The sequence below is a fragment of the Bradyrhizobium sp. SUTN9-2 genome, assembly GCF_003122645.1.
GTDB classification, from domain to species: Bacteria; Pseudomonadota; Alphaproteobacteria; order Rhizobiales; family Xanthobacteraceae; genus Bradyrhizobium; species Bradyrhizobium yuanmingense.
The window spans coordinates 2266270-2287290 of record NZ_LAXE01000001.1; the positions used below are offsets into that span (position 1 = coordinate 2266270).

Annotated in this window: 23 protein-coding genes; 15 read left to right on the top strand and 8 right to left on the bottom strand. The window is 58.2% G+C overall.

The genetic code is table 11. The annotated features are described in order from the left end of the window. Window positions 1-338: 338 nt before the first annotated feature. Window positions 339-980 carry a hypothetical protein gene (locus tag XF30_RS10655; RefSeq protein ID WP_146207671.1) on the bottom strand — a complete coding sequence of 214 codons (642 nt, stop codon included), beginning with the start codon at window positions 978-980 and terminating at the stop codon, window positions 339-341. Between the two features lie 309 nt (window positions 981-1289). Further along, on the bottom strand, window positions 1290-1991 hold the full coding sequence (locus tag XF30_RS10660) for a secretin N-terminal domain-containing protein (RefSeq protein WP_109142641.1): 702 nt from the start codon (window positions 1989-1991) through the stop codon (window positions 1290-1292). Between the two features lie 190 nt (window positions 1992-2181). Between XF30_RS10660 and XF30_RS38020 the strand changes: the two genes are divergently transcribed. From XF30_RS38020 to XF30_RS10715, 11 genes are all read left to right on the top strand, one after another. Then, window positions 2182-2694 (top strand): nodulation protein NolB, encoded by a 513-nt coding sequence (locus tag XF30_RS38020; RefSeq protein WP_158284343.1) that lies wholly within the window; start codon window positions 2182-2184, stop codon window positions 2692-2694. 32 nt (window positions 2695-2726) lie between these two features. Further along, entirely contained in the window at window positions 2727-3569 is an 843-nt protein-coding gene (gene sctJ, locus XF30_RS10670; RefSeq protein ID WP_109145656.1) for a type III secretion system inner membrane ring lipoprotein SctJ, read from the top strand. A 21-nt stretch (window positions 3570-3590) separates the two neighbouring features. Continuing rightward, window positions 3591-4211: a nodulation protein NolU gene (locus XF30_RS10675; RefSeq protein ID WP_109142642.1), complete on the top strand. Its 621-nt coding sequence runs from the start codon at window positions 3591-3593 to the stop codon at window positions 4209-4211. Beyond that, a complete protein-coding gene (gene sctL, locus XF30_RS10680; RefSeq protein ID WP_109142643.1) occupies window positions 4208-4831 on the top strand; it encodes a type III secretion system stator protein SctL in 624 nt (207 codons plus the stop codon). The genes XF30_RS10675 and sctL overlap by 4 nt, the downstream gene beginning before the upstream one ends. Then, window positions 4828-6183, top strand: coding sequence for a type III secretion system ATPase SctN (gene sctN / locus XF30_RS10685; RefSeq protein WP_109142644.1), 1356 nt, complete (start codon window positions 4828-4830; stop codon window positions 6181-6183). The genes sctL and sctN overlap by 4 nt, the downstream gene beginning before the upstream one ends. Beyond that, the gene (locus tag XF30_RS10690) at window positions 6159-6695 is read left to right on the top strand and encodes a hypothetical protein (protein ID WP_109142645.1); all 537 of its coding nucleotides are present in this window, start codon (window positions 6159-6161) and stop codon (window positions 6693-6695) included. The genes sctN and XF30_RS10690 overlap by 25 nt, the downstream gene beginning before the upstream one ends. Window positions 6696-6752: 57 nt before the next feature. Then, complete coding sequence (gene sctQ / locus XF30_RS10695) at window positions 6753-7805, top strand: type III secretion system cytoplasmic ring protein SctQ (protein WP_109145657.1); 1053 nt, start codon at window positions 6753-6755, stop codon at window positions 7803-7805. Further along, the gene (sctR, locus tag XF30_RS10700; RefSeq protein ID WP_109142646.1) at window positions 7798-8463 is read left to right on the top strand and encodes a type III secretion system export apparatus subunit SctR; all 666 of its coding nucleotides are present in this window, start codon (window positions 7798-7800) and stop codon (window positions 8461-8463) included. The genes sctQ and sctR overlap by 8 nt, the downstream gene beginning before the upstream one ends. Before the next feature lies 1 nt (window position 8464). Next, window positions 8465-8740: an EscS/YscS/HrcS family type III secretion system export apparatus protein gene (locus XF30_RS10705; RefSeq protein ID WP_109142647.1), complete on the top strand. Its 276-nt coding sequence runs from the start codon at window positions 8465-8467 to the stop codon at window positions 8738-8740. Between the two features lie 700 nt (window positions 8741-9440). Next, complete coding sequence (gene sctT, locus XF30_RS10710; RefSeq protein ID WP_109142648.1) at window positions 9441-10256, top strand: type III secretion system export apparatus subunit SctT; 816 nt, start codon at window positions 9441-9443, stop codon at window positions 10254-10256. After that, window positions 10253-11290 (top strand): EscU/YscU/HrcU family type III secretion system export apparatus switch protein, encoded by a 1038-nt coding sequence (locus XF30_RS10715; RefSeq protein ID WP_109142649.1) that lies wholly within the window; start codon window positions 10253-10255, stop codon window positions 11288-11290. The genes sctT and XF30_RS10715 overlap by 4 nt, the downstream gene beginning before the upstream one ends. 196 nt (window positions 11291-11486) lie before the next feature. On the opposite strand, the gene XF30_RS10720 is transcribed toward XF30_RS10715, so the two are convergent. The 4 genes from XF30_RS10720 to XF30_RS39160 form a co-directional block, all read right to left on the bottom strand. Continuing rightward, on the bottom strand, window positions 11487-12119 hold the full coding sequence (locus tag XF30_RS10720; protein WP_109142650.1) for a CpaD family pilus assembly lipoprotein: 633 nt from the start codon (window positions 12117-12119) through the stop codon (window positions 11487-11489). Window positions 12120-12129: 10 nt separating this feature from the next. Then, window positions 12130-13542, bottom strand: coding sequence for a type II and III secretion system protein family protein (locus XF30_RS10725; RefSeq protein ID WP_502696160.1), 1413 nt, complete (start codon window positions 13540-13542; stop codon window positions 12130-12132). A 69-nt stretch (window positions 13543-13611) separates the two neighbouring features. Then, a complete protein-coding gene (locus tag XF30_RS10730) occupies window positions 13612-14301 on the bottom strand; it encodes a response regulator (RefSeq protein WP_109142652.1) in 690 nt (229 codons plus the stop codon). Between the two features lie 2051 nt (window positions 14302-16352). Beyond that, window positions 16353-16679, bottom strand: a complete 327-nt coding sequence (locus tag XF30_RS39160) for a hypothetical protein (protein ID WP_244608899.1) — start codon at window positions 16677-16679, stop codon at window positions 16353-16355. 1282 nt (window positions 16680-17961) lie between these two features. On the opposite strand from XF30_RS39160, the gene XF30_RS10740 reads away from it, so the two are divergent. The 4 genes from XF30_RS10740 to XF30_RS10750 all read left to right on the top strand — a co-directional run bounded on the left by XF30_RS10740 (window position 17962) and on the right by XF30_RS10750 (window position 19492). After that, window positions 17962-18402, top strand: coding sequence for a VirK family protein (locus tag XF30_RS10740; protein WP_109142653.1), 441 nt, complete (start codon window positions 17962-17964; stop codon window positions 18400-18402). A gap of 264 nt (window positions 18403-18666) precedes the next feature. Next, entirely contained in the window at window positions 18667-18936 is a 270-nt protein-coding gene (locus XF30_RS40060; RefSeq protein WP_502696085.1) for a recombinase family protein, read from the top strand. A gap of 35 nt (window positions 18937-18971) precedes the next feature. After that, complete coding sequence (locus XF30_RS40065) at window positions 18972-19271, top strand: helix-turn-helix domain-containing protein (RefSeq protein WP_502696086.1); 300 nt, start codon at window positions 18972-18974, stop codon at window positions 19269-19271. Beyond that, entirely contained in the window at window positions 19268-19492 is a 225-nt protein-coding gene (locus XF30_RS10750; RefSeq protein WP_109142654.1) for a WGR domain-containing protein, read from the top strand. The genes XF30_RS40065 and XF30_RS10750 overlap by 4 nt, the downstream gene beginning before the upstream one ends. Window positions 19493-19625: 133 nt before the next feature. Here XF30_RS10750 and XF30_RS10755 read toward each other — a convergent pair whose 3' ends face one another. Both XF30_RS10755 and XF30_RS10760 read right to left on the bottom strand, forming a co-directional pair. After that, on the bottom strand, window positions 19626-19832 hold the full coding sequence (locus XF30_RS10755; RefSeq protein ID WP_109142655.1) for a hypothetical protein: 207 nt from the start codon (window positions 19830-19832) through the stop codon (window positions 19626-19628). Continuing rightward, window positions 19826-20272, bottom strand: a complete 447-nt coding sequence (locus XF30_RS10760) for an AbiU2 domain-containing protein (RefSeq protein ID WP_109142656.1) — start codon at window positions 20270-20272, stop codon at window positions 19826-19828. The genes XF30_RS10755 and XF30_RS10760 overlap by 7 nt, the downstream gene beginning before the upstream one ends. Window positions 20273-21021: the final 749 nt, after the last annotated feature.

The window sequence follows — 21021 nt, forward strand, 5'->3', positions numbered from 1 at the left end:
GCTTTCCAAAAGCTGACGGCGCTCAGAGGTTTCACAACGAGAGGCGCAATGAGGTGTGAGAGGCGGTGATGGGTTCTCGATAGCGGAATCGGCTTGCTTGTTATGCTCGATCGCTCGCCTCCGGGCCAACTAGGTGGAATTAGCGAGGCCGAGTCTGCCGCTATGCGGAACGTGCGCTGATTCGTGAAACAACGTCGCAGGTACCCGCAGCATCTTATGTTGAAATCACCCACGTAGCGACCTCGCGCCTGCGCCCAACGGGAGTGTTGGCGCTTGCGTAGATACTCGAGAGAGTCCGACGGTATTGTGCGGACGTATTGCCCCGAGCGGATCGAAGCTCAGCTGCGCTCGGCATTCTTCATGTCATCATGCTTAGCCGCTTGGCGAGTGTTCGCTCGAACCTCTAGCCAAAGGGAAGGGCCCAGCGACGGTTTGAGACGAATAAAACCTTCTTCTCGCCATTCCGCCGTGTGAGGCACACCCAGGATGGTGAACGTTGTTGTCCGGACGTCCCTGGTAGGTTTGAGATCGCGGCTTCTTAGCATTTCGATCTGAGCGGGCGTAGCTGTTTGGCCAGTGAAGACCCAGTCGTCCTTGGCGCGACGACCGTTCGCCATGGCGAAATCTCCAATTTCCGACGAAGCAACCCCTGCGTGCAACATGGACGGTCCAGCGTGAAGTGACCCGGCCCACATGAGCCAAGGCTCAAGATCTTGCCAAACAAGGTCGTTGCCGAAATCGGAGGCGTCCGCGCGGTGTTGAGCGATCGGCTGTTGGGAATTGGACCGCCCGCCGCCGCTCAATGATGGCTCGACACGCGATGATCTGCCTCCGAGTTCCTGCCAAATTAGGTCCTGGCTGTATTCGGGTATTTCATGCAATTCCATTAGTTCACGCTCAAACTCCCTTGGACCGGCGGGCGATGAGGACGGGTGGGACGCTGGGCTGTTGTCCGCCCGGCTTAGCGCGTTGAAGTCCATCCTGTTCCTCCTTTTGGACAGCGGAGTGGCTTTCATTCTTGTGCGACGAAGCTCATTTGCATGACGGACTGTGGAGTTGTTCAAAAGCTCACATGAGGCGCTAAAGTGGCAAAGGACGCTCACCGATGCTGCTGGGTAGAATTCTGGTTCGCATCCGTGGCTCCGGCTTGGACGTTTATTGCGCCACCCTGCGGCATCGGCCATCCACACATCCGCGCTCTGACAACGGCAGCAGTAGCTTTCGAAAAGCTGACAGAGGGCATAAGCAGACGCATTGCAATCTCTTCCAGGCCATCTGTTGTCATCAAGTCATTTCTTACCTGCATCGGGTGTGTGGACCACGCCGTCTTGATGCGGTGCCTCCGGCGAAGGAGCCTCATTCAGTCGTCCTTCGCGAACGACCACGCTGGAGGATCCCCGAAACAGCATCAAAACCGACTCTTGCGGCGGCTTTTCGGCACCGCTCGAGTTTCGCCGTGCCTGTGCCTCGGCCGCAAGTCCTTTTACTGTTTGCTCCACAAGCGCGACAAAGCGGGGTGGACCGGAGGCGAAGACGAGGCCATCTCCCGGTACGGGTCTCACGATGTAACGCTCGTCGGAGATGTTGAGCGCATCGAGTGCCGCCTTGAACGCATCAAAGCTGATTGGACTCAAGACCAAGAGGCGGCTTTGCGCCTCATGCGCATCGGATACGTAGAGCACCAGCCCATCGTAGTACCATTGAAGATTATAGAGATTAATCAACCGTTCGAGGAATTCTCGCGGTGGGAGATCCGGCATTCGCCCGCGAATCCGCCCCTTCACCCCGGTGCTGACATTGACTCTGATATTTAGGTTGTTGCCGAATTCCTGCAGTGCGGCCGCGAGGTCCTGATCCAGAACTGTGTAACTATAAGGCGTCGATGGCAGCGCCAGGGGAGCGCCGAGCGCCTCGACGACGCCCAAGCAAATGAAAACACCAGCATAGAGGACTTTCTTCAAGATGTGCAGCCTTGTGAATGGGATGAGCATTCCTGCGATTTCTACACGTGAGAACAAGCACCGGAATTCCTCCCAAAATGTGGAAGCCGATGCTTCGTCCCAAATTGGAAGCTAACCGTGATCATTAGATGACAGATGCTCGTCAGTTTTTGGTCAGCTTGCTTCTCTAAGGTGCGGCCCATTCGTGTGAACGAACGGGTCATCTCACCGCGTGACAGAAATGATTTCCTCCATGTTGTTTGGCGTTACGTCGATCTCTGCCAACTCCGTCGAGTGTGCCTCCAACAGCTGTTCGCCGGTACACGCTCAGTTTGACGAGAGTCTTGCGCAGGCGGCCTCGAACCAAGGTGTCGCCTCTTCTGTGACCGAGCGCGCGCCAGCTCCATCGCTGCCGGAAGTGCAGCGCGCAGTAGCGCCGGCGAGCCCACTAGGCGATCGCGTCCTTCAGAGCATTTCTGCTATCCACCAAGGCAAACCATTTCCGTCGGGTGCAGTTTCGCCGACGCTCGTCGGCGAGCCCGATCCTACCAGGAGTCTGCAGCTTGGGCCGGCCGCGCAACGTGTGCAGCAAGTGGAGGTACATCCAGTGGGCAGACCGGAGGGTGCGGATCATTTCGATTCGGCGCTGGCGAATCTGCGGGATGTTTACAACGGCGTCATCCAGGCTTCGCTTATCTCCAAGGGGACAGGTGCTGTCAGTTCATCCCTGAATAAGCTTCTATCGGCGGGCTGAGCGGGCCGTTGGCTGTCTTGACGAAAGACAAGATCGGTAATGGCCGGCCCGCAAGAAAGCGGCTTGATGCTCTCGTCCTATTGCTGCTTTTGCTGACCCTCGCCGGTTGCAAAGCTGATCTGTATACCAAGGTTCAGGAGCGTGAAGCCAACGAGATGCTTGGGCTGCTCCTGAGCAGGGGCGTCGATGCCATCCGTGTCGTCGGTAAGGATGGGACCAGCACAATTCAGGTGGAAGAAAGGCAGCTCGCCTACTCAATCGAGCTGCTGAATGACCATGGCTTGCCGCGCCAATCCTTCAAGAGCCTTGGTGAGGTGTTCAAGGGGGCGGGCCTCGTTGCCTCTCCGGTTGAGGAGCGCGCCCGCTACGTCTATGCTCTCAGTGAAGAATTGTCGCGCACGATCAACGATATCGATGGGGTTCTCTCCGCCCGTGTTCATGTCGTTCTGCCGAAGAATGATCTTTTGCGACAGGATGCAACCCCGTCCTCGGCGTCGGTTTTCATTCGACACGCCTCCAACGCGAAGCTCTCAGCCTTGCTGCCGCAGATCAAGATGCTCGTCGCCAACAGCATCGAAGGTCTATCGTACGACAAGGTGGCCGTCGTGTTCGTGCCGGTTGAGCGAGCACAGCATGAGGTCTCCGTTGTGCCAGCGGCGGCAGCTTCCGCCGAACCAACCAAATTCATCGCAACTCACATTGCGATCGGCGCAGGAGGTGCGCTCGCCGCGCTGGGCATTCTATCTTACGTGCTGCTGAACACACGTGGGCGACAGCTTCGTCAATCCTGGCGCAAAGTGACAAATCTCGGCAGAGGTGCCAGCAAGCCAGCGGTCCAGTCCGCCGGCAAAAAACTGTCCTCCGATCCGAAATAGGCGGCAAGCAGGTCCGTATCGATGGCATCCACTGACCCAAATCCTTCACTCAATCCGCATTCCGATCGCCTGCGCGAGCTTGCCGCTTTGATTCATCCCGGCCGGTTTGCCGGCCATCTTGATGGGCTCCTGTCGGCCGGCACAGTGCTGCAGCTGCAGAAGACTCCGAGACTGCAGCAAAGACTGGTCGAATTGCTGCTGGGCAGTGAGCTGGTCTCGAGCGGAGGTGACTGGGGTAGGGACGTTCTGCTCGGGCATGATCCGCGTCGGGCGGCCCTGCTCGCCGGAAGTATCTGGCATGCCCGTTCGGTGCTCAAGCTCGTGTCAAAGCACGATGTAGCGATTCTGATCGAAAATATTGGTGCGGAAGCTCATGCTTTCGCAATCCGACACTTATCCAGCGCCGTCGCAACCACATCGATTGACGATCCGCAGAAGCTCGCGAGCCAGATTGAACATGACGGATGTGCCTGCCTTGGTGCTTGGCTCAAGGACGCATCAGAGCTTGACCGTGTGCGGGTTCTTTTCCGCTTACCTGTGGGGACCACCGCCGAATCCCCAGCAGCCGAACACCACAATTCAGCGGGTCAGTTACTGTCTTTGGTGGTGGCCCACTTGGCCAACGAGGAGCCAGCGGCGTGACGGCCAATGAAACAGTTTTGCCAGATAGCCCGCGGATACGGCCGCTTGGTCCGCTCATACCAGCCGCGGAACTTGGTATCTGGTACGATGCGGTGCAGACGCGCGCGCTAGCCGAGCGATATCTGCGGCAGGTTCGCAGTTGGGCAAGGAAAGCCTATCAGCAGGAGCGGGAGCGCGGCCATTGCGAAGGTCTTAGGTCAGGCTCGGACGAAATGGCACAGTTGATCGCCCGAGCTGCTTCCGATGTGGCCCAGCGAAAAGCCGTTCTGCAGCAGGAATTGCCACAGCTCGTGATTGAGATATTGACCGATTTGTTGGGCTCCTTTGATCCGGGTGAGATGTTGGTAAGGGCCGTTCGTCACGCCATCGAGCAAAGATATGGCAGCGCAGAAGTATGCCTTCACGTGTCTCCTGTGAATGCTGATGCACTAAGGCATGAATTCGTGGCGTTCGATGGAACGGATAGTCGGCCGAAAGTCAGAATTGATCCGGACCCGGCCGTTGGGCCTGACCAGTGCATTCTGTGGAGTGAGTTCGGCAGTGTCGATTTAGGACTTGCCGCGCAGCTCCGCACATTGCGTCTCAGCCTTAATCCATCTTCTCAGGCAAGCGATCCGTGACGACGCAACGATCAGGCCATGATCAATCGGCCGGAGAAGGAGATGTGCATGCGGCGATAGCATCTCTAAGATTCGCAGCAAAGGATGTCGATACGCGTGCCGTGCGGGGACGGATCACGCGTGCGATCGGCACCTTGCTCCATGCCGTGTTGCCGGGGGCCCGTGTCGGAGAACTTTGCCTGTTGCAGGATCACGCTTCCGGATGGTCACTTGAAGCGGAAGTCATCGGTTTGCTGCCGGACGGGGTATTGCTGACGCCCATTGGCGATCTGGTAGGCTTGTCCCACCGCGCGGAAGTGCTCCCGACCGGGCGCATGCAGGAGGTGTCTGTCGGGCCCGACCTGCTCGGCCGCGTGATCGATAGCTTCGGCCGTCCACTCGATGGCAAGGGGCCGATAAAGACGGTCCACACGTGTCCGCTCCGCGGCAAGGCGCCCAACCCGATGAGGCGGCGTGGCATCGATCAGCCGTTTCCGCTCGGCGTTCGCGTGCTGGATGGACTTCTGACGTGTGGCGAAGGTCAACGGATCGGAATCTATGGAGATGCCGGTTGCGGTAAGTCGACGCTGATGTCGCAAATTGTAAAAGGCGCGGCCGCCGATGTCACCGTGGTTGCGCTCATAGGAGAGCGTGGACGCGAGGTGCGTGAATTCATCGAACGTCATATTGGAGATGCCCTCGCTCGCACGATCGTTGTCGTTGAGACATCCGATCGATCGGCAATGGAGCGGGCGCAATGCGCTCATATGGCGACCGCACTCGCCGAGTATTTTCGTGATCAAGGGCTGCAGGTCGTTCTGATGATGGATTCGCTGACGCGCTTTAGTCGTGCGATGCGCGAAATCGGACTTGCCGCAGGAGAACCTCCTACCCGGCGCGGCTTTCCTCCTTCCGTCTTTGCGCTGCTGCCTGGTCTGTTGGAGCGTGCCGGTATGGGCGAGCGGGGCTCGATCACGGCATTCTATACCGTGCTTGTTGAAGGTGACGGCACGGGCGATCCGATCGCCGAAGAAACGCGCGGCATTCTCGATGGTCATATCATTCTTTCGCGCGCGCTGGCCTCGCGAGAGCATTTTCCCGCCATCGACGTGCTGTCGAGCCGAAGTCGTGTCATGGATGCGGTCGCCTCTGGTCCACATCGCAAGGCGGCATCCATCTTCCGCGATCTGCTCTCGCGCTACAATGAGGCTGAGTTCCTGATCAAGGTCGGTGAATACAAGCCGGGCAGCGATCCACTGACTGATCGGGCAATCGATTCAATCGAGGAACTGCGCGCATTCTTGCGCCAGGGACAGGACGAGCCGTCTAGCTTTGAGGAGACCGTTTCATGGATGTCGCGTTTGACGGCCTGAATCTCGTGCAAGCGTCGAAATTGCGGCTGGTGCAAGACATGAGAGAGCGAAGTGCGCTTCGTGAATTGTCGAACATGGAAGCCAGGCGCCGAATTGCGGTCGAAGCGCTGCAGCGAGCGTCTGAGAATCTTGAAGACGCGGAGAATCGTCGCGCCAAGGTCGAAGCTGAACTTTATCAGGAGCTGGCGTCGCTCAAGACGATGTCCGTGACCGAGCTCGATCATCGCTGTCAACTCGTCCCTGGGCGACTGGCAGCACAGATCGAATCGGCGCGCCAGGCGCGTGAGCAGGCGCGCGTCGCGCATGAGCAGGCTCAGCGGTCAGTGAATGAGGCGCGCACCATATGGGCCAAGCGTTCGGCGGCGAGCCAGAAATGGGAGGAGATTGAGGGCGATGTCCGGCGCACTACCGCTGTCCGTTCGGAGTGTGCAGCCGAAATCGATGCCGACGACGAGGTTTTGCTCCGATATCAGGGTGGTTCGCGCAACCAAGCGGTCGGTGGCTCGAAGTGATGGCTGGTTCTCTTATGACGTCGCGAGCTGCGCCCGTGGAACTTGTCGGTAAATGCCGTGGGTGAACCCGCATTTCAGCCAGCGGTAAAGTTGTCGCATGGCGTGGTCTCGTGGCTCAACGAGGTCGCCGCACCACGCACGGTTCTGCAGAGCCGCCTTGGCGATAAGCCGCTATCGATCCGTATAAGCCGGCTTGTTTGGCAAGCCGAGCCATATGCCATGTCGATGCTCGACTGCGTATTTTGCGCCGGAGGCGAGACCGCTGTCTTGTCCTTGCCCCGCCTTCTCGTCGAGGCGCTGATCTCAATGGTCCAGTATGGCCTTACTTTACCTTCCGACCCAACCCGCTCGCTGCTTCTCGAACTTGCTCTGGAACCTTGGCTCGCTCGATTAGAGATCATGCTCGCGCGGAATTTGCAGCTGATCCGCATCGAAGACGCGACGGCCAAAGACCCCTATTTGGAGCTCGACGTTATTTTCGGACCGCTGGCGGCCAAGGCCCGCCTGTTCTTGTTTGCGCCGCTTGACGGTCTGGTTCCGTCTGCGTTTCGTGTGTTAGGCGAGTTGATCGGCCAATTACCGCGAGACTTAAGCAAGATTTCTTCGGAATTGCCGGTCGTGATTGCGACAGAGATCGGCTCGCTGCGGGCGCCCGTCAGGCTTCTTCGTCAAGCACAGCCCGGCGACGCACTGCTGCCCGACGTCATTCCATTTGTCCATGGCCAGCTCATCCTCGCTGTGGACAAGTTGTGGGCGCCGGCGCAGGTCGCGGGCGACAAACTTATCCTTCGGGGACCATTCCGCCTCCAGTCCCATCCTCTAAGGTATGCAAATATGACGATACGACCCCAATCGGAGCAAGCAATCCCGCCCTCGGAAGCCGACATCGACAGCGTTGAGATCACGCTTGTGTTCGAATGCGGCCGCTGGCCCATCCCGCTGGGTACGTTGAGAAGCATCAACGAGGGGCACGTGTTCGAGCTTGGCCGGCAGCTGGACGGTCCGGTCGACATTGTCGCCAACGGCCAATTGATCGGCCGCGGCGACATCGTACGTGTCGGTGAAGCGTTGGCCATCCGGTTACGTAGCAGGTTGGCGGTCAATGGTTGACATTCAACCGAGCATCCTTGCGCTTGTTGCGGCGACCGTCGGCCTTGGCCTGTTGACGTTCGCAGTCGTCACAACGACGGCGTTCATCAAGGTTTCCGTCGTTCTCTTCCTGATCCGCAACGCGCTCGGCACTCAGTCCATACCACCGAACATCGTTCTGTATGGCGCTGCATTGATCCTTACCGTGTTCATAGACGCCCCGGTATTCGAGCAAACATACAACCGCGTGACCGATATGCAACTTCGTTACCAAACCGCCGACGACTGGTTGACCGCCGCCAAGGAGGGCAGCGAGCCGCTGCGCGCCCATCTCAAGAAGTTCACCACTGAGGAGCAGCGCACGTTCTTCCTGTCGTCGACGGAACATATCTGGTCGGAGGAGATGCGCGGCAACGCAACAGCCGATGATTTTGCGATTCTCGTGCCGTCCTTTTTGATCTCGGAGCTTAAGCGTGGGTTTGAAATCGGTTTCCTTCTCTATCTTCCGTTCATCACAATTGATCTGATTGTGACGACAATTCTGATGGCCATGGGCATGTCAATGGTGTCACCAACAATGATATCCGTTCCATTCAAGCTTTTTCTGTTCGTCACAATCGACGGCTGGTCACGGCTCATGCACGGATTGGTCTTAAGCTACGCATCTCCGGGGAGTTGAGATGGACGAGGCCAGCGTCCTCACCCACCTGAGCCGATCACTTGTCCTGTTCATGATCTGGGTTCTACCGCCTCTCCTGGCAGCCCTCGTGGCCGGATTGGGTATCGGCATCGTGCAGGCAGCAACCCAGCTCCAGGATCAAACCTTGCCGCTTACCGTGAAGCTCCTCGTCGTCGTCGCCGTGCTCGTTCTGTTTGCTCCGATGCTGAGCGCGCCGCTGATCGAGCAAGCCAAGCATATCTTCACTGAGTTCCCCGCGCTCACAGCGAGGTATTAGTGCGCAGAACGCACGGCTGTCTAAGTTTTAGCTATACGCGCGTTTGTCGGCCTTGATTGTGAACCACGAAAGGGCGAGTTCGTCAGCTTATCGAAAGCTCGCCTCACTAGCATGCGACGGATAGATATCCGAGCTGTCCTGTTCGGCTCTGTGAGCCTGCCGTATTCGGAGGAAGAATGACCCCATTTGGAAGCTCTATCCATTCGGTCTAGGTTTTGCTTACGACGTGACGGAATTACCTACTGAGACCTGGTCCTCGATGCATTGCCTGGCGAGTTGTCGACGCAGTGAACGGGCGAACCGCTTTGATTGCAAGCGGCCCCACGATTCTGGCGTTCTGGTGAATGAGCCTGCGAGCGAAGGTGCCGCTCGAGACCGATCTCCATAGACTGCGAAATGGATGGAAGCTTTGAGGCCCTCAGATCTCCAAACCGCGCTGCGGCCGGTGAGAGCGGAAGAAGCGTAGCTTGTAGGCCGCGCAGCGGCGCGATTTTGCCGGTGCTCTCATCGAATGGTCATACCTCTGCGCCGGATGGCTATAGTCATAAGGATGGTTGAAGCCGAAGTCATCTGCCTTGTGGGAGACCTGTCGCTCTGCAATCGCTGGGACACGAGATCTGCAGAGTTCTTGACGTTCTCACATCGTGGCGACGTGAGTGCGACGGTTGTATTGGCTGAACGAACGACGAGCTGAGCTCAAATGGATGCCTTGTCGCCCACCGAGACGCAAACTCTGATTCAGGCTGCTGTCGAGTTCGGCGTTGCGGCCGGACTTGGCGCGGCCCGGGCCCTCGGCATTATGCTGGTTCTTCCGGTATTCACGCGACCACACATTAGCGGGATCATCCGCGCAAGCGCCACGGTTGTGATTGGATTGCCTTGCTTGATGCAGATCAGGAACGGCTTGCAGACACTAGATCCGGGCACCCGTATGGTTGCGGTCTCGCTCCTCGGTTTGAAGGAGATATTTATCGGCCTGCTGTTCGGTTTTCTGCTTAGTATACCACTTTGGAGCATCCAGGCCGTTGGTGACATCATTGATACCCAGCGCGGCATCTCCAGCCAGGTGGACGATCCTGCCACACGCAGTCAAGCCGCGCCGATGGGGCTCTTTCTCGGAACTGCCGCGGTTACGATTTTCGTTGTATCAGGAGGTCTGCAGACCATGGTCAGATGCCTCTATGGAAGTTATCTGATCTGGCCCGTGTATCGGCTGCTACCGCCCCTGACCCACCATGGGGCAATGGAGTTTATCGGGCTTCTCGACCATATCATGCATACGACCCTCGTGGTCGCCGGGCCCGTGCTGGCTCTGCTGCTTCTGATCGACGTATCCCTCATGCTGCTCGGGCGCTTTGCGCCGCAAATCAAGCTGAACGATCTCTCTCCGACCATCAAGAATGCCGCCTTTGGCATCATTATGGTCAGCTACGCCGTCTTCCTGACCGAATATATGAGAGCAGAGATCTTTCGGTTCAACGGCGTGCTGGAGTGGCTCCAGAAGTTCTTGAAATGAACGACACGAGCGAAGAGAAAAACCTTCCACCAAGTCACAAGAAGCTAAGGGACGCGCGTAAGAAAGGGCAGAGCCCGCGCAGCGCCGACTTTGTGACCGCGGCAAGCCTTTGCGCTGGTTTCGGCTGCCTGTGCTTCATGGCGAGCCCGATCGAAGACGGATGGCGCGAAGCCGTGCGGCTCACCGACAAGCTGCAGGAACAGCCCTTCAACAGTGCGGCCCGGCAGGCGTTGGTCGGATTGATTGACCTTTCTATAACAGCCGCGGCTCCCATCTTAGGTGCGGCGGTTGTTGCGGCGATTCTGGCCGGTGTTTTGGCCGGCGGCGGGCTGACGCTTTCGGTTGAGCCGCTTAAACCCAGCTTTGAGAAATTGGACCCCGTCAAAGGGCTGAAGCGGATTGTCTCCCAACGTTCGGTTGTCGAGCTTGGAAAGTCCATCGTCAAAGTGTTGGTTCTTGGCGCTACGTTCGTTTTCACTGTGCTCGCAAGTTGGAGGGCACTGGTATACTTGCCCGTGTGCGATTTGAGCTGCTTTGGTGTTGTCTTTAAAGAGCTCAAAGTGCTGATCGCGATTGCTGCCGGCGCTCTTCTGATTGGCGGCTTGGCCGATCTGCTCATTCAGCGTTGGTTGTTCTTGCGCGACATGCGCATGACGCAGAGCGAAGCCAAGCGCGAGTCCAAGGAACAGGATGGTAATCCGCAGATCAAGGGTGAACACCGCAGGCTCCGCCGGGAGTCGGCGAACGAGTCGCCGCTCGGCATCCATCGGGCGACAGTGATAGTGAGGGGGCGAGCGACATTGATTGGGCTGCGTTACGTTCGGGGCGAGACCGGCGTCCCGGTACTGGTGTGCCGCGGCGAGGGCGAAACGGCTTCACAGTTACTGGCGGAGGCGCGCGCCCAACGTCTGAGCATTGTCGAGGATCATGTGTTGGCGCGTCAACTGATCCGAAAAGGTGCGATGGGCAAGGCCGTTCCGATGGAGTATTTCGAGAGGGTTGCCAAGGCAGTCTTTGCCGCCGGCCTAGCTTAGCGACGCGCAAAACAGCGATGCGCTCAAATCTCTGTTCAACGACCCAACTGTCCCAGAACTTGATCTGCAAGCTGCACGATCCCAAGAAAAGGACCGAGCAAAGATCTGATTCCAGGAGGCTCGTAGGCCGATTCCAAGACTGATATGGACAAGAATGGCCAACCGACGTTCATGCTGCTCGGGTCTTACGAACTGCTTATTGGGTTTCTGGCGCAACCTTGTTATGCGTTTCATCCTCCAAATTGCTCCTGTTGCCCGCCGACGTGGCCCCACGTGCGGTGATGGGAAGCACTGCACGATCACCACTGGTCGGCATGACAGCGCCATTGCCTAACAAGTCGCCAGGTTCATTGACCATGACCGCAAGGTTGTTCCGGACTGAGCAGCCAAGGGTTGGATTGAACGAATTGTCGTTCACTGTAGGAGCGACGATGGAGAGCGAGGGGCAGACCGGAGGATGGGCTTCGAAAGTGATCGCTTCGATCCTCACCCCGGAACGAGCCGGCAAATCCACACGAGAAGCGGACAGGCGGATGTTGTAGGTGGCAACGCCCATGGCGCGAGCCTCGTGGGCCACCTGTGCAATGAGTCTGGGTGGGCCGATGACACCCACATGGAGGGCATCCCGCCGGCCGCGACTGGTCGCTGCAATAAAGCTTCGCAGCCGATGCCGTTCGGGGCCACGAAGGCTATGCAGGAACAGCACGCTCCTCTTCTGCTCGACCTGGATCTCTTGGTCAGCCGGCGCGGGCTGGATCGAGGTAGTATTTGCGCAGCCCCCCAATGTTGCTCCAATAACGATCGGGTAGCACAGGTGTCGCAAAGTCATTTGGCAATCCTCATTCGATAATAAAGCCGGCGCTGCCGGTCAATCCTGGTGCGCTGGCGCGAGGCGCATCGCGCTCTCGTGGCGGCCGGGCCACCGTGTTCGTCAGAATTCGCCCCGCGTCTGAGGGCGGTGCGATGCGGTCGCTCGGCGCACTCATCCGGTTCGGATTCGGTCCGGGCCGCACGATGTAGGGCGTGACAATAATGACCAGCTCGGTTTCACGTTTTTGAAAAGATGAGGAGCGAAAAAGCGCGCCCAGGATCGGCACATCGCCGAGCCAGGGAAATTCGCCGATATCAGTGTTGAAGTTGCGCCTGATAAGGCCGCCGATTGCAAAGCTCTGACCGCTGGCGAGCTCGACCACTGTGCTCGCCCGCCGAGTCGAGAGGGCAGGAACCGCCATGCCATTGATTTTGACTTCGCCTTCGCTCGACAATTCGCTGACTTCGGGCTTCACACGGACATTGATCTGATTATTGTTGAGAACCGTCGGAACGAACTCGAGGCTCACGCCGAACTGGCGAAATTGGACGGAAACCTGTCGATTATCCTGCATGACCGGAATCGGAAATTCCCCACCGGCGAGAAAGCTTGCGGCTTCGCCGGACATTGCGGTCAAATTCGGCTCAGCCAGGATTGAGGCGAGGTGCTCGCTCGCGAGGGCGTCGAGAACAGCGCTGAGGTTGGTATTGCCGGCGCTAACCCCGATCCCGATCGTGCCGCCGCCGCCGGCCGCGCCGGACCCGCCCCCTTTGCCGGTAATGAGGAAAGCGCCGTTTGGGCCGGAGGCAGTGAAGTTGATATTGAGATTTTTGACGGCGCTGCGGGAGACTTCTGCCACCCGTACGCTGAGATTCACCTGTAATGAGCCAGCCACCTGGATCTTGTTGGCAACCAGCGCGCCCGCCCCAAGAAACTGCTCAGTGACCTTCCTGGCGTTCTCGACAACATCGGCACTGGGCGCGATCCCGGTAAGAATCGCGCCGCGGGGGGTATAGCTGACCTGTATCGGATAGTCGCCGACCTCGGCCTTCAGCGCGGCCCGCAGATCCTCGATCGGTTGAGTAACGACAATACGCAGCTCAGCCAGAGCCTCTCCCTTGTCGTTCAGGGCGAACAGGCTCGTCCGTCCCGACTTTTTGCCGAAGACGAAGATCGTGGTGTTCGACGGCGCCTGATAGTCCGCAATCGCCGGGTCCGCGACAAAAATGCTCGTAGCCGGTCCGGTCAGATGAACTGTCTTGCCCTGTGAGGAGGTAAGGCTGAGCGTGCCAGTGGTGCTGCCAGACGCCGCGCGTGGCTGTTCTGCGTTGCCATCTCGCTTTGTCTGAGCCGTGCCAGCCAACGGAAATATCAGAGCGACTGCGCACAGGGCGTAGCAGAGGTGGCGAAAAGTGGCATGGTGCGAGCGGTCTGCCACCATGGACGGCTCGTCGGCGCCGGCGGCATTGCTAACGATGTTCAAGGAAGTATCGCTTTCAAGTTCGATTGGCTAAGCAGCGGAGGCTGCGCCAATGAGTTCAAGGGTGTAACCGACACCGCGCGCGGTCTTGATCCTGAGCGTTGCACCCGCCTGGCTCAAATGCGTGCGCAAGCGATAGATCCCGACTTCCAGCGCATTGGTCGAGACCTCGTCGTCAAATGCATACAAGCTATCTTCAAGGGATGCGCGCGGTACGGTACGGCCCGCTCGGTTGAGCAGATGTTCAAGAATGCACACTTCCCGGCGCGCAATTCTGAGGATACGACCACCAACCGATACTTGTCGCGCGATCGGATCGAAATGCAGATTACCGAATGTCACCACCGGCGCCGTCATTTGCGTTGACCGTCGCAAAATCGCTCGCATACGAGCAATGAGTTCGTCGGTGGACACGGGCTTAGGCAGAAAATCATCGGCGCCCGCATTAAAAACCGCAATCCGCCATCCGAGGTCATTGAGACTGCTCATCATCATGGTGGGCATTGACCGTCCCTCGCGCCGCAACTGCTTCAGCCAATCTAATCCGTCTCCATCGGGCAAAGCCGATTCGAGCAGGACCATGTGGTAGTTCGCGCAATCGAGCGCGGCCGCCGCCTCATCCAGCGTGCGTGTTACGTCGACCGCGAAGCCGCAATTTAACAGCACTTCCTTCACGTGGCGGGCAAAGTCCGCATGATGATCAACTAGGAGAATTCTCATTTCATTGCCTCTTGTCCATCCACGAAGACCGGAGCGCGTCACGATCGAGCATGGGGCTCGATAGAACTGAGAGGAGGCTGGGCTGGTGCGAGTTTGGACAGCCCGAAACAAGAGGGCGGGATATGTTGACTGGCGTTCGCTATCTGCCGGTCGATTGTCGTTGGAAAGACCCCAGACCGCTGCCAACTGCTTAGGGTGTCGGCGCCGCTCAACATGCCCCTCATGCCAGATCTGACCTTGTTTATGACACTGACAACCGCGGCAGCCCGCCGGCGCGTACGTGGGCCGATCAAAGTTGTTCTTGCACGCACCGACCCGCCCCCTGCAGTACGAACAGCGCCGAGCCGCGCAATCGAAACCAGAGCGCGGGAGACGATCGGATTTGCGGCTGAACAGATGAGCGGAACGGACATAGATTTTCCCCAATTCGTCTTGGTCTGCGGCCAGTTTTGCTGGACTGTCGAGCCTCTCGTGTGGTGAAGTCACGACAATGTAAGTCTTTCCTGCATTCGAAGACACATCACGCGACGCATCTGGCCAATTGTGTGACCGGCCAAGATGCACGCCGAAGCGATCAATGCCTCTCTCGGCCGGAAGGGCACCCTCTCGCTCGCAATTGTTGGCATGCAAGATGAGCCCGTGCTGAAGTTCTGCCGCGCAGGAGGTCCCCCCATATGTCGCAGTCGAGCGAAAGCTGCGAGCGCATGCCGAATCGAGCTCCATGGTGTTGTCATCGCGCATAGATCCCGGTGGCTACACCAGAGCCATTTCGTCTCACGGAGTACACGGCGCCAGAATGATCTGATCTCGGTTGTGGAGTTGGAGTGTGCCCGGCAAGGCCCATATTGCGGCCGCAAGCGTTCTCGCGCGGTGCATCTTGCGTCGCTTGTGATGGGATCGGCGCTGCGTCCTTCGATCTGTCCATAGGCGATGAGGGGCGCTGACCTTGGAGAGGAGCCGACCAGCAGCATGGTTTGGCGGCGCGGCGGAGCATTGTGCTTTTGAGACGTTCGCAATTCTTGCTACCTGTCAGGAAGAGTTCACGCGAGCGGATTTCCGTGTCGCGGTTGTCAGAAATCCTACAATCTGACGCTATGTGAGGTTCAAGTGCTTTCGACCGCTGGTTAGTAGCAGTGCTTTAGTACTCACAAGGAGCCTGAAGCGATGACTACACGTCGGCAACGAGACCAGTGACCTGCGCGGAACGCTCCCTCTCCCCAATGTCATGAGCATTTCGTCGGTCCAATCGAAAACGTAGCTTGAGCTAAAGGCATGTCGGTGTGTGAAGGCGGTCCTCTTTGCTGTCTCTGAAGGTTTGAGGTCACGACCGTGCGATCGACCTCGCGCATGCCAATTCAGCAGGGAGACGGTGGCGAGCCCTGTGATGCTTCTATGTGAGGCGCCGGAGCTAACTTCTGGAATGCAGGCGCCCGAGCGCGCTAGCTGAGTTGACCGGCAAGGAACTGAAAGGATTGCCAAACGACATTCTTGAATGCTACCTCCATGGATCACGAGCGACTATGGAGCTTTGGGGCAAGATCGGCAAAATCGATTGTTTTGATGGAACGCATCCAAGTAGCGAATAGACCATTGGGCGACGGCAAGGCTTGTCGGGTGAGCGAGACTCTATTGACTTGATCTTTGATGCGATCGCGTTCGAGCTCTTGGGATTGATCGCACCATCGATGGCAGGTCGCGCTGCGGAAACGATCGATGCGCGGCCTCATCGCTCACGTCATCTGAACTATTTTCCGGTGTGTCGTCGGCCACTGGATCGATGCGAGGAGAGGCCGCAGAACTCGAGTGAGGGCCGTGGAAGAGCGAACAATGTCGCGAGTGTGTCCTCCTCCACACTATCGAGTACCTCTTACAATGCGGCGCGCCTTCGTTCCCCGCGTAGGTCAAGGGATAAGGTTGATCAGAGCGTGTGGCCAAGGCATTGGCGTTGTTCGTGAAGCGACGCCGTTGGGATGCCCCTTTCTTCGGGTCGTCATCTCGTCTTCACTAAGGGACCTACGCGCATGGCGCAGTCGCCAGTTGGCTAGTCGTTACTATCCAGTCTCCCGCTTGGACGGATTGTCTTCGCTGGCCACTTGATAGCTTTCCAAATTGCCGCCCAGGAACAAGCGCTCACGGGTTGGCGCTCTACCAAGCGAACACATCAAATCCACGTCCGCATCGATGTTGTCGTTATCCTCCGCATTCATTCCAGGGCCAATACTGCTCAGTACGTCGTCGGGCGTCCAGACTGCAGACTTCGGTACGACGTAGGTATGCAGCGTGTTGGCATCGTTTGCGATCGCTCTCGCCCAGTGGTCACGGGAAACGCTGAGTTTCGAAGGGTCTTCGACCAAGGACACGAATGGAGAAGCGGTCACACCGCGCCATCCAGCCTGGCGTGCCAGGTCCAGGGGATATCGCTCCAGAGGATGTCCAATGGAAGAATGATCTCGCGCCGTATTACGGACGTGTGATATTGCAAATGTGGCGGCTTCCGTGGGCGGTTTGCAATCGCTGTCCTAGTTCTGGAAACGATGCCGCGTGAGATATGCCGAGTCCGCTTGTATTGTCGTAAATGCGATCCCGGTCGACGCCGTTGGCTCCCGCTGGCGCCCATCGCGCTGATTGCTTGCCGGCGAGGACGATCTTTGTTCTTGAGCTCTTGGACCGTGCGCCCATCAGCGTTGCCGCAAGCTGGGCGCGCACGCCGACAAATGATGGGGCTGGATAACGACTGGTTTCCGAGGCTGCCTCGCCTGGAGCAGACGAGGACCTGGCGGACGCGGAACTTGCCACCAAGGGGAGTAAAGCCGAGGCTGGGTTAAGCGAATCTACGTCGTCTAGATTCAAGTCATTCAGGTGCTGCTCGAAGCGTCTTGATCGTCTGTACTGTACGCCGGTGCGCTGATCGGCGTGTTAAGCTCGTCCTGTGGCCCGTGGACCCGGCGCGGCTCCTGTAGCGGGTGTGAGCCTCAAAGGGAGTATCTGCGGCATTTCCTGGATCGACATTCATCTCTCACTGCCGTCGAAGTGCAGGCGGTCGGCCTAGATTGTTGCAGGCACAGCTTTCGAGAAGCTGACGGACCAGGAGGGAGGTCATTAGCTTCGGAATGAGTCGAATAGAGTCGATCAACGAGCGAACGGTCAGCTGGACGGAAGCTGCGCGAAGCGACCAATCATAATAGAGCACTGCCTTGTGCCTTCCGGCATTGGTGTTCGATCAGGCTGAGATCGGGTCCCCTGACTGAGCTTGTTCGGACCGCCGCGTCAGCTTCGCTCCACCAACTCATTGCGGGCGCGTCATCTTGGGAGAGCGCCCTTGCACAGCAAGACGGATTAACTGGCGCTTACGGCTAGTCAAATTTCTTTCGTAGAACGTCTCCTTTTTCAGATGTGAAAACTGCATTCTCTCGCCCGTTAGGACTGCGACGGGCAAGCGTCAAATCGTTCTAGTCGACGCGCGCGAAGTTAAGCCGCTTCAGCAAACCTGACCTACGGGGTTGTGATGTCGGAATAGAGTCGCAGCGACTTGCGCCTCGTTGCGACAGGCGGCTTTTGTACAGGTGCGAGCGCGCGTGGTGTCTGGACTCAGACGAACGGCTTGCGAGCACGACGTCTTCAAAAACGCAATCTGCAGTACGTACCGAGGGAGAAGAGCACATGAAGTATACTGGCCGAGCACTAACGATCCTGTTGGCCTTTTCGGCCGCGAGCGTGAGCGCGCCGGTGAGAGCCGATGAGCAGCCCTCGCCGAAATACACCGAGGTGCTCAGTGCGCTCCAGGCGGGGAAGAATGTGAAGCTCATACTGGACATGAGCCGCTGTACCGCAGCGGAGGGTGGCAAGCCTGCGTCGGCGACGCAAGCCGGTCTGGTCATCACTGCCTTCAGGGTGACCACCCAGCACGGCATCAGCTTTGCCAATGCTCATCAGACCGTCGACAGCTCCGGACATGCCGTGACCGAGTACATCCGCCATAGCCTTAGCCGCGAAGGCAAACTGACGGTGCGAGCCTCAAAACTGGTCGTCGGGACGACCGAACTCGTGAACCAGGGCGAATTCATCTGCGAACTGCCGGATGGAGCGAAGTTCATCTGGTGACGAAGAGCACAGAGTAGGGGCGCTGCAAAGCTTGATCCTTTAATCGTGCGGACACCTTCGCACGGATACGGATCCCTTCGATCGTCGGAACGATCAGAGAGTTTCTGACGTTCGTTTCGCTGGGCGAGGATCAAGTTGCACGAACTGCTGCTCAGGTAAGCCATGAGGGCCGCCGATCTCCAGTCGATCTCAGCGATTGGAAGATCGGCGGTTCAGGCAGGCGTCGTATGGGGGTGAGCCAAGGCTCTCAGTTGAACGCTTCAGATGAGCTCGCCAAGGACGTCCTCACGCTGCGGACAGGTTGTCGGTTACGTACGGGTCAGCACACTCGACCAGAAGACCGATCGTCAGCTCGTCGGTATACAACTTAACCGCACGTTCACCGACCACGCCTCGGGCAAGGATACCGACCGGCCGGAGCTGGCGCAGATGGTAGCCTATGTGCGGGAAGGGGACACCGTCGTGGTCCATTCAATGGACCGCCTGGCTCGCAACCTCGAAGATCTCCGTCGCCTGGTCAGGTTCAATTCCTAAAGGAAGGTCTCACCTTCACAGCTGAAGCATCCTCCATGTCGCAGCTGCTGCTCAACGTCATGGGCTCGTTTGCCGAGTTTGAGCGAGCGCTGATTCGCGAGCGGCAGCGGGAAGGTATCTCCATCGCGAAATCCAAAGGTGTCTACAAGGGTCGTCGGCGCGTGTTGACGCCGGCCCAAGTCGACGAACTGCTCGCGCGGGTCAAGGCGGATAACAAAAAGGCAGCGTTAGCGCGGGAGTTCGGCGTTAGCCGCGAGACCGTCCACCGCTATTTGCGCGCTGCCAAGACAGCCGCCCAGGCCGTCCAACCACAACAAGAGAAAGAAATGGCATGACGGCGATCATGCTCACCCGTATCAACAATCACCGCAATATGCCGCGGTTCTACAAGCTGAATATCCAACCGACGTTGTTCGGCGAATGCTCGCTGGTCAGGGAATGGGCACGCATCGGCCGAGCGGCCACGGTTCGCATTAAAACCTACCGGAGCCGGGGGGCGGCCGATATTGCCATGGTCTCGAACTGGGTCCGCAAGCTGAAGCGCGGGTACCGCTAGATCGTGCTATCATAACGCTAGGCGGTCTCGCTTGCCTTCGCGCGCAAGGTAGGCCGTAGAGGCCGCGCCGACAATTTTGACGCTGATCAGATAATTGCGCCGCGCTTCGTGGCCGGCATCCTGGCGTCGACTATTAGATATCATCAGCCTTCAGGTCTTCCATTCGATACTCGCCGGCCTCGATTCGCTTGTCGCGCGCGTCGCGGGCTTTTAGGCCGTCGTTTAGAACGAACAGGAATTCCAGTGCGCCATTGATTCTGACCAGGTGATCGTAGGCCGTTTCGGAATCGAAATAGTGAGCGTCCAGCGCGTTCATGACATCGGCGATGGACTTCAGCACTTCAGCGCCTCGTTAACCTGCTTCCGGCTCGCAGGGGCGAGCGGAGTTGCTGGCGCACCGGTTGCCAGTGCCAGGTCAATATGACCAATGTGCCGATTGCGTCGATCGCGGCAGAATTTCGTAGCGTCGAGAGCGGTGTCAACCAACGCCGTGACCTTAGCTTTGAGGAGCGCATCATCGATCAGCCCCGGCAGGTTGCGAATAGTGAGGTTGTCTCTGCCGGCACTCCTGGGCGAGTCCGTGATGCGAGCGAGGTGCATCAGCCGGTTATCCCAGAGTTCCTCCTGCAGCATGTGGAAGAACGCCGGAGCTGCCTGGTTCATAAGGTCGATGCGGGAAGGCTTGGTCCCGAACAGCTCCTTGTATTCCGCCCAATAGAGGTGCAAGACGGCCAGCTCCTGCCACAGTGCCGAATACTGGCCTCCGAGCGCTTCACCCATCCGCTACACATTTGCGCTGCTTTATCTTTTGCGCCGTGTAGTGCTCGGACACGTGGCTACCTCCCGTTCTGAGCTTAACATCTGACGCTTTTTGCGGCGCTCATTCTGCCAGAACTCAACCGCCCGGCTGGTACAGCCTAGACTAGCATCAGTTTTCCTACGTCATCCAAAGCGATCAGCTGGGATGCCACAAGGAAGCCGCTCTTGGGGCTCGGGGGGCTCATGGCAGGACGGTAGCAGGACGGTGATGGCTTAGGTCAGAACGCCGGCGCTGCGGTCCTCCACCAAGCTGGCGCGGAGCGTGTCGTCCGTGATCTTCCTCGCCGACGATTGCCGCAGACCTCGGCGCTGGGCAGGCGGTTCGATCCGGCATTGTTGAAGTTGTTAGCCCGCGATACTGCGGGAGAGGTGCGACCCACCCCATGCGCCATTACGTGACACATTCCCGTACCCAACCAGATGATTCTGCGAACGTTGATGCCCGCGAGCTTTGACGCTCCAAGACGGCCTGTCTTCGAAGGTAACGGAACCCATGCACATACTCCAATGCAGCGAGCGGCACGGTGGTGCAGAAGAGAGCTCGCTTCCAAGCGTTACCGCAACGAGGCATCTATAATCTAGAAGGTTTTATCTCATTATTAGATGGTTGGCTTGGCGCGGCCTTAATGATCGGATGTCGCTTTGCAACGAGGGCAGCATACGATTGATCAACAATGTCCCCGAAAAACTCTCGTGTGCTCTCGAACGCA

Coding starts and splice junctions, on each gene's coding strand:
- XF30_RS10655 (WP_146207671.1), bottom strand. CDS start 980: ATGGACTTCAACGCGCTAAGCCGGGCGGACAACAGCCCAGCGTCCCAC.
- XF30_RS10660 (WP_109142641.1), bottom strand. CDS start 1,991: ATGCTCATCCCATTCACAAGGCTGCACATCTTGAAGAAAGTCCTCTAT.
- XF30_RS38020 (WP_158284343.1), top strand. CDS start 2,182: ATGATTTCCTCCATGTTGTTTGGCGTTACGTCGATCTCTGCCAACTCC.
- XF30_RS10675 (WP_109142642.1), top strand. CDS start 3,591: ATGGCATCCACTGACCCAAATCCTTCACTCAATCCGCATTCCGATCGC.
- XF30_RS10690 (WP_109142645.1), top strand. CDS start 6,159: ATGGATGTCGCGTTTGACGGCCTGAATCTCGTGCAAGCGTCGAAATTG.
- sctR (WP_109142646.1), top strand. CDS start 7,798: ATGGTTGACATTCAACCGAGCATCCTTGCGCTTGTTGCGGCGACCGTC.
- XF30_RS10705 (WP_109142647.1), top strand. CDS start 8,465: ATGGACGAGGCCAGCGTCCTCACCCACCTGAGCCGATCACTTGTCCTG.
- sctT (WP_109142648.1), top strand. CDS start 9,441: ATGGATGCCTTGTCGCCCACCGAGACGCAAACTCTGATTCAGGCTGCT.
- XF30_RS10715 (WP_109142649.1), top strand. CDS start 10,253: ATGAACGACACGAGCGAAGAGAAAAACCTTCCACCAAGTCACAAGAAG.
- XF30_RS10720 (WP_109142650.1), bottom strand. CDS start 12,119: ATGACTTTGCGACACCTGTGCTACCCGATCGTTATTGGAGCAACATTG.
- XF30_RS10725 (WP_502696160.1), bottom strand. CDS start 13,542: ATGGTGGCAGACCGCTCGCACCATGCCACTTTTCGCCACCTCTGCTAC.
- XF30_RS10730 (WP_109142652.1), bottom strand. CDS start 14,301: ATGAGAATTCTCCTAGTTGATCATCATGCGGACTTTGCCCGCCACGTG.
- XF30_RS10740 (WP_109142653.1), top strand. CDS start 17,962: ATGAAGTATACTGGCCGAGCACTAACGATCCTGTTGGCCTTTTCGGCC.
- XF30_RS40060 (WP_502696085.1), top strand. CDS start 18,667: ATGAGCTCGCCAAGGACGTCCTCACGCTGCGGACAGGTTGTCGGTTAC.
- XF30_RS40065 (WP_502696086.1), top strand. CDS start 18,972: ATGTCGCAGCTGCTGCTCAACGTCATGGGCTCGTTTGCCGAGTTTGAG.
- XF30_RS10750 (WP_109142654.1), top strand. CDS start 19,268: ATGACGGCGATCATGCTCACCCGTATCAACAATCACCGCAATATGCCG.
- XF30_RS10760 (WP_109142656.1), bottom strand. CDS start 20,272: ATGGGTGAAGCGCTCGGAGGCCAGTATTCGGCACTGTGGCAGGAGCTG.